Annotated in this window: 13 protein-coding genes; 1 reads left to right on the top strand and 12 read right to left on the bottom strand. The window is 45.7% G+C overall.

All coding sequences use genetic code 11. The features are described from left to right. Positions 1-666: 666 nt before the first annotated feature. A complete protein-coding gene (locus C7445_RS13585; RefSeq protein WP_134161168.1) occupies positions 667-1329 on the bottom strand; it encodes a DUF4238 domain-containing protein in 663 nt (220 codons plus the stop codon). A 210-nt stretch (positions 1330-1539) separates the two neighbouring features. Between C7445_RS13585 and C7445_RS13590 the strand changes: the two genes are divergently transcribed. Continuing rightward, a complete protein-coding gene (locus C7445_RS13590; RefSeq protein ID WP_134161170.1) occupies positions 1540-1785 on the top strand; it encodes a dihydrofolate reductase family protein in 246 nt (81 codons plus the stop codon). Positions 1786-1872: 87 nt separating this feature from the next. On the opposite strand, the gene C7445_RS15060 is transcribed toward C7445_RS13590, so the two are convergent. The 11 genes from C7445_RS15060 to C7445_RS13645 form a co-directional block, all read right to left on the bottom strand. Next, a complete protein-coding gene (locus C7445_RS15060) occupies positions 1873-2169 on the bottom strand; it encodes a LysR substrate-binding domain-containing protein (protein WP_134161185.1) in 297 nt (98 codons plus the stop codon). After that, complete coding sequence (locus C7445_RS15065) at positions 2123-2359, bottom strand: DUF2268 domain-containing putative Zn-dependent protease (protein ID WP_134161187.1); 237 nt, start codon at positions 2357-2359, stop codon at positions 2123-2125. Before C7445_RS15065 ends, C7445_RS15060 begins: the two co-directional genes overlap by 47 nt. A gap of 15 nt (positions 2360-2374) precedes the next feature. Further along, positions 2375-2704 carry a hypothetical protein gene (locus tag C7445_RS13605; protein WP_134161172.1) on the bottom strand — a complete coding sequence of 110 codons (330 nt, stop codon included), beginning with the start codon at positions 2702-2704 and terminating at the stop codon, positions 2375-2377. 59 nt (positions 2705-2763) lie between these two features. Further along, positions 2764-3981, bottom strand: coding sequence for an MFS transporter (locus tag C7445_RS13610; protein ID WP_166669162.1), 1218 nt, complete (start codon positions 3979-3981; stop codon positions 2764-2766). A 119-nt stretch (positions 3982-4100) separates the two neighbouring features. After that, positions 4101-5108, bottom strand: a complete 1008-nt coding sequence (locus C7445_RS13615; RefSeq protein ID WP_341770561.1) for an MFS transporter — start codon at positions 5106-5108, stop codon at positions 4101-4103. Continuing rightward, positions 5105-5350: an MFS transporter gene (locus tag C7445_RS15070; RefSeq protein WP_134161176.1), complete on the bottom strand. Its 246-nt coding sequence runs from the start codon at positions 5348-5350 to the stop codon at positions 5105-5107. The genes C7445_RS13615 and C7445_RS15070 overlap by 4 nt, the downstream gene beginning before the upstream one ends. Then, complete coding sequence (locus tag C7445_RS13625; RefSeq protein WP_134161177.1) at positions 5347-6579, bottom strand: MFS transporter; 1233 nt, start codon at positions 6577-6579, stop codon at positions 5347-5349. The genes C7445_RS15070 and C7445_RS13625 overlap by 4 nt, the downstream gene beginning before the upstream one ends. Positions 6580-6620: 41 nt before the next feature. Further along, the gene (locus C7445_RS13630) at positions 6621-7166 is read right to left on the bottom strand and encodes a GNAT family N-acetyltransferase (RefSeq protein WP_243835205.1); all 546 of its coding nucleotides are present in this window, start codon (positions 7164-7166) and stop codon (positions 6621-6623) included. A 93-nt stretch (positions 7167-7259) separates the two neighbouring features. Next, a complete protein-coding gene (locus C7445_RS13635; protein WP_134161179.1) occupies positions 7260-7769 on the bottom strand; it encodes a GNAT family N-acetyltransferase in 510 nt (169 codons plus the stop codon). Between the two features lie 206 nt (positions 7770-7975). After that, entirely contained in the window at positions 7976-9217 is a 1242-nt protein-coding gene (locus C7445_RS13640; protein ID WP_134161181.1) for an MFS transporter, read from the bottom strand. Positions 9218-9582: 365 nt separating this feature from the next. Next, positions 9583-11057, bottom strand: a 1475-nt coding sequence (locus C7445_RS13645) for a TnsD family Tn7-like transposition protein (RefSeq protein WP_134161183.1), incomplete at its 5' end; no start/stop codon positions are given.

Raw genomic sequence — 11057 nt, forward strand, 5'->3', positions numbered from 1 at the left:
ACGGCGCCGACTGACAAGACGACGTCCTGATTCAAGCTGCTAGGTGGGTCAAATTTAAGTCGGCGATCTGGGTCAAAACTAACCCGGCGTTGACACTTCCTGTCACAACTTTATTCTTGGGATAATAAAGGGCTGATAAAAAAGACGGGAAAAGGGCTTGTAGGGCAAGGATTTCTCCGTTTTGCCTCACGCCGTTTTCCCGCTTGTATCAGGTGTTTATTATGTCTGGAGCACGAGTTTATTGTTTGAAGCAGAGGTTTTTTATGTGGTCACAACAACTGTTCCCATCAAAAAATCCTCTGCTTTTTTCCCGCCTCCATCCCGCATTCCACCGTCCTCAATTGTGAACAGTCATAATAAAATCTCGCACACTTTTCCCTCATCCCGTATTTTTTCCCTGTTTTTCCTTGTCAAGACTTTATTCTTGGGATAATAAAGTTCGGGCATAAAAACAGGGAAAAGGGTTGAGGGATAAGGGATTGCCCCTTTTCCTCCACCCTTCACTCTGGCTTGTATCAGGTGTTTATTTATTCTGGAGCAGGTGTTTATTGTTTGGAGCAGAGGTTTTTTATTTGGTTACATAGTAAAGCTGGGCATAAGGGTTAGGATCAAAGGGACCGTTGACGAGTTCGAAACACATGGGAGACAGCAATCCACAACGTCGCTTCAACTCTCCCCGTGTCTTAATGCCCAAAGCCTGTCTGCTTCGTCCACCCACGCTTGATTTCTGACATGAACCACCTGATCGCCCAGTTCGTATTTCTTTGCTCTTTTCTGCTCACTGATGAAACTGAGTTGCAAGTTCGTCTTTACATCTTTGGAATAAACATGGATCAAAGAGTCAATCTTGTCACCAACAGAGTCATATCGATCCGCAGTTGCCTTGTACTGATTTCGATAGTTCTTAGCTTTAGCATATATATCGCGAATGACAGGCTGACTGATGTCATGATTAAAATAGACGTTCTTGTAGCCATTGGCGCACGAGAGGACGTTTAGTGCACGGATATCGGTTGGGTTATCAGTAACAACCAAATCGTCTTTTTTGTGACCAACTTTATATCCAGACGAATCGTAAAACAAAGCGAACATCTTCGGGCTAATCGGCAACATTAGTTCCAGCCCCTTAACGGCGAATCCAACATTGCTTCCAAAGGGCTTTCGCTTTTCAAGGAACTGATTGTATCTAATGACGGGATTATCCGAGGTGATAAACACCTCATCGGTGTTATTGAGGATAATCTTCAGCTTCAAATCCATCGTTAACGGTATGACATTTGTGGTCACAGCGAGTGAAAACACCGAAGGGTTATTGTATTGTGCTCTCACCTTGTCTAAATCTATGCCTTGAGCACGCGGGTGTTTTTCGCAATAGGAAAATGCAGAAAAACGCGGCGTAAGAGTTTCCAGTTAAATAGTTCCATCCGAGTTTTATGAACCGTGCTTGACATGGAGCCTCTGCGAGCATGATTCCCCGCGTATAAAGGCGGGAAGGACGCTCCGCCGCAAAGTCAGACAGGCTATCATGCTCGCCACTCCATGTCAAGCACTTGTGGAATTGGAAAAATCGCCGCCGCGTTTTTCTGCAAATCTAAACCGCGCTATACAGTGTTGTACCCGCTTCTTCAAGAAAAACTCGTGGATGAATTCATCATCCAGATTGCCCCTTCCATTATCGGTCACGGAATTCCACTGTTCATTCCAGGAGAACAAGAGAATCAATTGCGACTTCTTGATGTAAAGCAATACAAGCAAATGGCTGAGCTTCATTATGAACTGAAATAGAGTAGAAAGATAAGGGGGGTGAATGTCCGAATTGACATCGCTCACTTCTTCAGGTAACGGGGGCAAAAGCAACAGAACTATCTGTCGTCATGGGGAGTTCAAGGAGGAGTACGCATTTAGGACGGCGTTCACGGGACCAGTCATTTGTTTGCGTTCGCGATATATCATCGAAATGTTCCATTTGTAAACAGGTAAATCCGTAATCTCAATTTGGACGAACTCACCACTTAGTAGCTCCCGTTGCACGGTCATTTTGGGAACAAAAGAGACGTACTTGCCAGTCCGCAGTATCTCCTTGACAGACTCGACTGGCGCAATTTGAAGTGTGTTCCCGAAATCACTCTTTACGACTGACTCGCCCTGGTTGGATTTCTTGTGAAAAATATGATGCCAACCCTTCGGACACCAAACGTTCGCCTATGGAGGCATTAAAGATATCGTGTTGAGTTTGTTGCTGTCTTCTCCAATGGTGACACTCATGAGACAGAAGTAATTCAAGAAGCCCGTAATCTCCGTCAGTCGCTTCGACACAAAGGACAGTTACAGTAGAACCATTAAACTGCGTTGAATAGATATTTGTGCAATCAAGTCAGACAATCACATAAATGTCCTGGTCATCTCCTGTGTACCCCAACTTTCCCAAGAGATTATTGGCAATCGATATCAATCGCTTTTCAAATCCTTCAACATCGTTCCCAATAGCATTGAGCAATTTTTCAAAACGCTTATATCCGAGACACTCTAACCGTTTCTGCACTTCATCTTTGGTCGGAAATCCTTTCGGGGTGAAGTGTATTTCATTCAATAGCCGTTCGTGAGCTTGAATATAACTCTGGTGAATCTCCCTAAACCATTCAGAAGGATCTTGTGATTTAATAGATGCCAGAACAAAATCACGATACACCCAATGCCATTTCACCACAGAACGTCACCTCACATGTGTTACGGCAAGCATACTGACCTAAACTGTCCTTATATTCAAGAAGCACTGTTCGGTACTGAGTCCTTCATTTTCGCCTGATTACTCGGCGAAAATACAAGAAATGCTATGATGAGTGCCGCCGCGCTCATCAAGGCGGTCATTCCGACCATTAAATCGCGCACGCCCAACCACGTTGCCACCAAACCTCCAAGCAGTATGAAAACGATGTTTAACAACTGTTGTGGCGGTCCGACTACACTATTGATTCTCCCCATATGCGAGACTGGCATCACTTTTTGGGTATATGTTGTGAAGCCGACACTCGCACTCGAACCGAATAATCCTAAGATGATGAGTCCCAAAACAGCCGACCAAAACGAATGTGCTAAAGCGTAGAAGAGGTAGCCAAAGGCACTCAAAATGGTTCCTGCACCCAAAAGCCACATGGTACTGATCCGCTTGGCAACGACGGAGAGCAAAAGGGAGCCAGCGACGAATCCGACTCCAGCGGATGTAACCATCATGCCGTATCCAAGCTGTCCGAGATGCAAAGCTTGTCGTGCAAACACAACCTCTTGTGTATCGGCTGTAAGCGCAAAGATGCTAACCAGTGCGTTCAAAATGAAAATCATGGTGAACAGTCGGTTCTCACCGAAAAATTGAAAGGCGGTTTTCCAATCTGTAAAGACAGCACGCCATGGGTGCTTTGTTCCCGTTGAGGTTTGCGGCGTACCCAATTCAGGTAACAGAATAAACGAACATGCTGAAGCCAAGAAACTGACCGCATCTAACCATAATGGTACGGAGGCATCTCTATTGACCAACAGAACACCAGCAATCGCAGGTCCCGTCAAGAACGCGCTGTATCTGAGCGTACTCACAATCGAATTAACACGTTTTCTGGATGCTTCAGGAATGAGCAGGGTTTGATACGGAAGGAACAGACTACTAAAGAACGTACTTCCGACTCCAAGTAAGAACAGGATCGCATAAGTGGAAATCAAGTTTGGCATAAGGGGTAACAAGCCTATTAAAACAGCACGGGAAAGCTCGACACAAATCAATTGTTTTCTACGCGAAAGGCGATCCGTTATACTCCCAACCCACGGTCCTACGATTAAAGCCGCGATCCTGGATACTACCCATAAACCTGCGACAGCAAAAGCTGAATGTGTCTGGTTCAGAACAAACACATTGATGGCAACCAGATATATGAAATCTCCAATGGCAGAAATACCAACGCCCGAAACAAAGATAGCCGTCCAGACGTTCATCTCGACCTGGCTTCTATCCTCCGACATTCCATCACCTCGACTACCGTAGTTCTATAAGTATACTGCCACAAGCGATAGCATGCGCTCTGCGTCGATGTCTTCGAATCGTAGTGAATAACTCAAAGGGAATTCGATATAGATGCTTCCGAACTATCATTCCTGTAATTCCTGATTCGTGGGGTCATGAAAGTTGCACATCCGACCAAAATCGTTGCAACCCCAGAAGTTAACACTAACCCTGTAAGTCCAAGGGGTGTCGCCAACAAGCCGCTCAACCAACTGCCAGTTGGCTGTCCTAAGCCCGTGATGGGTCGAATCGTACTGGATACCTTCGCTTGCATTCGCAACGGTACGACCTGCTGAATAATTGTCCTATACAGTGGTTCGTATGGGGTATAAACCAAACCATTTAACACCATGATGCCAAACACCATCCAATACTGATGTGCAAACGACAATAGTCCCGTAAGTATCCCCCAAAGAATGATCACGGTTGTCATGGATGGACCCATAGCCAGTTTCCAGGGTTTCCTCGAAAAGATAACGCCTCCGATGAAAGAACCCACGGCAAATGCCGACCACAGGAGTCCGTATGCCTTTGCGCCACCAAAGTTGTTCCGAGCAACAATAGGCAATACAACGGCATATATCCCAAAGAAAAAATTGAAAAAGAAAGTGAGTCCCCCCAGTTGCAGAAGCAGAGGACTTTGCTTCAGCACTTTTACCCCGTCCAACAGGTTCCTGGACAGTTGGGAAAATCGTGTTCCTGGAGTGTGCAAAGATGAAGGAATGGAAAACAGGAAGATAGCACAAAGGATGAAGCTGACTGCATCCAGTACCAAAACAAGCCCGTATCCAAGCCAAGCTACGGACAATCCAGCAATTGCAGGACCGACTAACCAGGTAAGATGCAGGTATACATCATCGAAGAAATTGGCGGTACTTCGCTCTTCCTCTGGAAGAAGTTCCGCAACCAATTGTGAGCGTCCAGTTGAAGTCAACGGGGTTACAACAGAACTAAGAGCAAGCAATACATAACTTAGCCAAATCCAGTGAACTCCAAAATGGCTGTTAACAGCGATACCACCATAAATCAATGCGAGTAGCACGTTGCCCAGTACCATCAATCTTGTCCGAGAAATCTATCACCAAGCACCCCAGCAAAAGGATTTACTATAGCGGCTGGGACACCAACGCAAAGAGAAATCAAGCCCACTGCGGCAGGTGAATGGGTGATATCTAAGATCATCCAAAGAACAGCGGCACTACCCAGTTCGTTACCAAGCCCTGAAATTACGGAACCAAGCCATAAGCTTCGAAAGTGTTTGCGCCGAAGAAATATGGAGATGCCCTCATGACGTATTCTCATAGCCAGTCTCCTACGCGGACATTCTTCTGAATTCTGTCGTACAAGGTCTTAAATTGCCCTAACCACGACACCCCGCAGAGGAGAGACATGACCCCGATGGCTATGCCGACAATCGGAATCCCGAACTTGGACAGCGCGAGTCCCATGATTGCAAATGACAGTTGCATAACTCCTCCGTATGTAGACCCATGTAGCGAAAATACTCTACCCTGAACAGACTTATCCGTGCTGATTTGAAGCATGTATGTGTCGAGAGGTATGATGATTCCTGAACTGATACGCATTAGCAAAAGCATTAAAGCACCCCAGGCGAACACTGTAAACTGCGCCATAGCACCGAAAAAAAGTGCTTGCGTGATATATGCCACGCCGTACCATAATGTTGCTCGATGACGGTTTTTCCCAGCATATTGGTTAACCACAAATGCTCCGATCAACACACCGATCCCATCAATGACATACAAAATGCCGATCCCCAGTCCGCCCATGTGATATACCTGTTGACCGAGGACGGGAATGAGAATGTAGTATCCGCCACCAGCGAGTCCCCAACTCATACCAATAATAATGATTGAGCGCACCACGCGATTATGAAGAGCTTCTTGAAACCCTGCTTTGAGTGACTGAAAATACTGTAGGCTCGTTCGCCCTATGGCTTCAACCTCGTCCCAATGACATCTGAGAATATGCCACGCCGACCAAAGGTACGATGCCGCATTGATGGCAAAACAAAAAATCGGTCCAACGGTCGCAGAAACGATACCCCCGATTGCCGAACCAGCGATTTGAATTAGTCCTGAACCCTGTGAATCTAATCCATTTGCTGTAGCAAGTTCGTCGTCAGTCACAACATGAGGGATTACGGCATTTCGAGCAGGTCCGAAGAGAACCCCAGACGCGCCCAATAATGCTGATGCGACGTACAAGATCCAGGTCTGATGCATCAATACAGAGAGCGACAGTGAAAACGCGAACACAGCACGAATCAAATCTGTGACAAATAAGACTGGCTTTTTGGGGAAATGGTCAACGAATGGACCTGCAAATGGACCGAGAACAACGACAGGCAACGAACTACAGAGAAGCACTAAACCCATTGCCGCCGCTGAATGCGTAAGGGCGAGTGTAACTTGTGCAAGAGCAACTTCATTGAACCAGTTACCAAATTGACTCCCCACTGATGCTAACCAGAGATTTCGATAGTTACGGTTGTTGCGAAGGAGTTCAATACTATTCGTCGTCCATTCACCTCTTAACGCGAAATCACTGACTAATCGTTATTGACATGATCTTTGACTGACGATGATACAATCTCTCTCCAGTAACGCAAAGACACCAAAGTCTCGCCCGTTTCGGTAACTTTGCTCCTTTTGCCCTTGCAGATAAACCCGCGAGCCTCATAAAACGGAATGCCAAGATAATTCCCTTCTTGGACAGACACGTATTGTTCGATTGCCCCACTATTCAATTGCTGTTGCGTAAGAGCTTCTAATAGAAGCCTACCGATTCCCTTGTATCTGTACTTTTCATCCACGTACAATACGAACACTTCACCAGTTTGTGATCCCGTCATTCCGCCTCCAATCGTCCCGACGACGACAGAATCAACAAGTGCCACATGAGTATAGCTCCCCGTAAGGATGTCATTGCATACCCGTTCAGGATGATACCAATTTTGAACATTTAGAGTCTGGTATTCCTCACTGCACAATCCTTGAACCGTTTGCTTCCAACCTGTTGCACAGATAATCGATATGGCAGATGCGTGCTCGATAGTAGGTTTGATGACCGTAACGTCGATTGATAACACCCCCATGAGGAAAACTACTTGGTCAAAATAATACTCTGTCAAATAATGCTCGTGTGTACGACATTAGTCGTAAGACCATAGTTGCAATCCATGTGCCTTCTAATCACGATGCACGAGTCCATTTGGTCTGAGACGAGCCATAATGATTTCATCGACATAATGTCCTGCACTGCGGATCGAGCCTGCTTTCCTTCCTTCGACCACAAATCCATGGCTCTCGTACAACTTTTGTGCTCTCGGATTTGTAGCCAATACACCCAGTTCGACTCGCTCCAACATCAGCCAGTTATCTGCGAGTTCGAGTACCTTTTTGATTAGGGCAGTACCAATCCCTTTGCCATGATGTTCAGAATCCACGGAGATATAGAACATTCCTGCATGAGACCTTCGTCCAGCCATCTGTACCACGGCGGCATTCCCAATAACCTGACCATCTACTTCGGCGACAAACTCATGGTGATTCGCTCCCTGGTTGCGATATCTTTCTTCTACCTGTTCAATCCTTGTGCTTGGAAGAGAAAGGATATACGGCATCACTTGTTCTTGCAACTGAATCCGATGAATGGCGCGAGCATCGCTGGCTTGAACTGGTCGAATTACTATATCCATGGCTTTTCCTCCCTAATTCCAACTATCCTAAATATACCAGTATCGCGGCAGACAAGCGTATAGTGGTATCTTTCCCGACTGAGTGCAACGTGTCCGTCAGCAGTCGGACATCTTCCGCATCAATCCAGCCGCACTGTTTTCATCGCTTCTTCGTCAATAACAATAGGTAGAGAAATGGTGCTGATAACATCAGCCCACCAATCAATTCAGTCTGCAACTTCGATGCTGACCACTTTTCGCAATGGAGACATAGAGGTTAGAGCTAATCCAATGAGTCGGATCATTACGGCAACGAACAATGTATTTCTCAGACCAATTATAGTAGCTATTTCACCACCAATAAGGGTTCCAGCAAGTAGGCATATTGATGTGATGACTTGCCAAATGGAGTTGACTCGACCAAGATACGCATTGGTCGTTCGAGCTTGGCAAAACGATGACACTCCGATCTCAAATACAGTATCGGCTCCATCTCCGATTAGTTGTTGCGCTAAAATAAAAACGACCAGGAGCCACATAGGTCCAGACGCAAGTGGAAGCAGAGCCGAACCAACAACGCCTACAAGCGATGCAAGAATAAATACCTTCCCAAACCGCATCCGTTTAAACAGCCCGTCAGCAAGGGTTGATGTTACAAAAGCTCCTAATCCACCGACTGCATACAACACACCTTGTATTCCTGGCATGACATGCAAGCCGCGACTGATATACAGCACATATACCGTACCTGAAATCCCGTAGAAGATATTCTGTATACCCGCTACTCCTGACAGCAGAGATAGTGTTTTATTTTCCCAGAGGTACTGGAGTCCTTTACGAAGTTCCTGTAAAAGTGGTTCTCGTTGCTCTTCTTGCTCGCAGTGGGTTTCCAACTTACAGATGGACATCAAAGTGAATGCGGAAAAAATAAACGATACCGCATCAAGTGAAAGAGTTATGGCTCCACCCAACCATTCAAACAGTGCACCAGAAAGACCGAAACCAACAACTTCTGATACTGCACCTGTTGCTGACAATTTTGCATTCGCATCGGTTATTTGATCTTCATCAACAAGCGTCGGAATATATGCGCCATAGGCACTGTCGAAGGTTACAGAAAACACCGAAACCGCAATCGCGACCAGCCAAATTTGCGCCCAACCCAAGTGCCCCAAAAACAACAGTAATGGAATGGACCCAACCAAGATGGCTCTAACTACGTCTGAAACGATCATCACTTGCCGTCGTTTGAGCCGATCAACCCAAACACCAGCAAACAACCCAACTATAATTCCAGGTGCTACCTCACATATTCGAAGTAATGCGACCTGCTTGGCTGTGGCATGCATCGTGTAAATGACGAGGAAAGGTAGAGCAAGTCTGCTGACTAAAGAACCAAAGAGGGATACGCTTTGACCAACCCACAGTTTAACGAAATGTCTGTTTTTTAGAATCGAAAAGTCAACCATTGGTTCGCCTCATTCCTAATAATGTGCGAACCACAGAAGTCTCGTGTTGGATCAATAAATGCGCCCTGATCAGAAGATCACTGAGCGCATAGTTTGTTCAGATATATAGCCAAAACACAGACTGAAGACTCTACTTAAGAGTCTCTTTCACGATTTTTTGGCGACTCTAACTGAACAGAAGCGTTCGACATTCTGCGGCTCAATGCTATGAGATTTAAACTCGAATTAAGCACCAATGAGCAAAGAGCAGACTGTCATAATTAACGCCCCTAATCAGACACAAAATGAATCCTTTGTCATTCTACCAAATATTCTCGTTGGACAAAAGCCATTCAAGGAGAGGCATCTTCTCCCTTATGACAACTTCATTTATATATACCCTGCATAACCCTTGCAACCAATTCACTCATTTCCTTGTTGTTCCCGCCAAATCCTGCCCGCAACTGGATTTTGTAGACCGTCACGCTCAGCCCCTCACTTTCAAGTTCACTAATCGCCCATTTGATTTTTCTGATTCGATATGAGTTGATGTCTTCCGTGACCTGCTGGATAAATCGCCGAGTCCGCACAAGTTTTGGATTATCAAGCCATCTCCTTACCCCAACTTCTTGACGAATGGTTGCAGGTAACACGCGAATTGGTTTCCCTTCTCGATTCAATATAGACTCAACCGCCTGCTTCGCCAAAGCCAAACACTCTTCGTCCCTCTTCGCCCAGTCAATCACAGGGGTACGCTTTTTCCTTTTGTGAATCCTTGGAGTGACCTGCTCGTACCAATCCCTGTCATGCTTATATATCCAGGTGTGTAGCCCTTTCCCAATCTCCTTTAGTTGACTTCGATTCAATCCTGGGTTCTCCTCGATAATCTTTAACCATGCCTTTCGCCGCTGTTCGAGATCAAACGAGGGGGCGTGGTTCACCCGTGCCATAATTTTGCCCGTTGTAGTTTGTTCATGAAAAAACTCTTCTGCGCTGACCCCAAGGAACTGCAATACCAGAAGATGCCGAAGCGGGCTACGATTTTTACCGTTGTTTCGGACGAACAGCCGCAACCAGTTCGCTTTCTGATTTACATTCACATCGCTTTGCATCAACGACAGATAATCAGAAGGATAAAAGCGGAGGAATTCATCTACAAAATCCTGGACGTAAATGAATCCCCTTGCCGAAGCAAACCCTCTCTCCCGTAACCGATCCACATAAAAATCAACGATATGGTGGAGTTCCTTCTTCTTATAATCGCCACTCATCAAAAACATTGCGTTTCGTATATACGCTTGATTCAGTTCCTTGATTCGTTCGTCATATATATCATCTTCGACTTCTGTATTACACACATCACTGTCAGCGCACCAATAGTCTGCATACTTCTCCGTTGATGGCACGATGGTACTTTTCAACGATACCCCATGTTTCGGGCAATACAGCACGTCAGGAACTTGATGAAGCCTGCGCCAAAAGCTTTCTCCGAACTCATCCATATCCTCCGCGTAACATTTGGGGCAATACCGTAATCGATTATATGGTTTTACCTTCCCGCCGCTGAAGCCCAAGGAATTCTCTATGCTCTTGCCACAGCCATCGACCATCATGCCATGGATACTGTCTGAACGTTCCTGAGAAAGAAATGCGGTGTAAAATGGAAACATTGTATGATTCCATATCAATTCACTGACCGTAACGTTCGAATAAGGGGGCAGGTTCTTCCTCAAACGCTGAAGATACTGCGGAAAGAATATCGAGGTCGTATTGAACCCCGTTCTGTCAAGACAGATGTGCATAATTTTTTGAGATAACGCCATTCTATTCTGATAATTATCAAGTCTACGCTGCCTCTTTG

This window comes from Alicyclobacillus sacchari, assembly GCF_004366795.1.
GTDB lineage: Bacteria > Bacillota > Bacilli > Alicyclobacillales > Alicyclobacillaceae > Alicyclobacillus > Alicyclobacillus sacchari.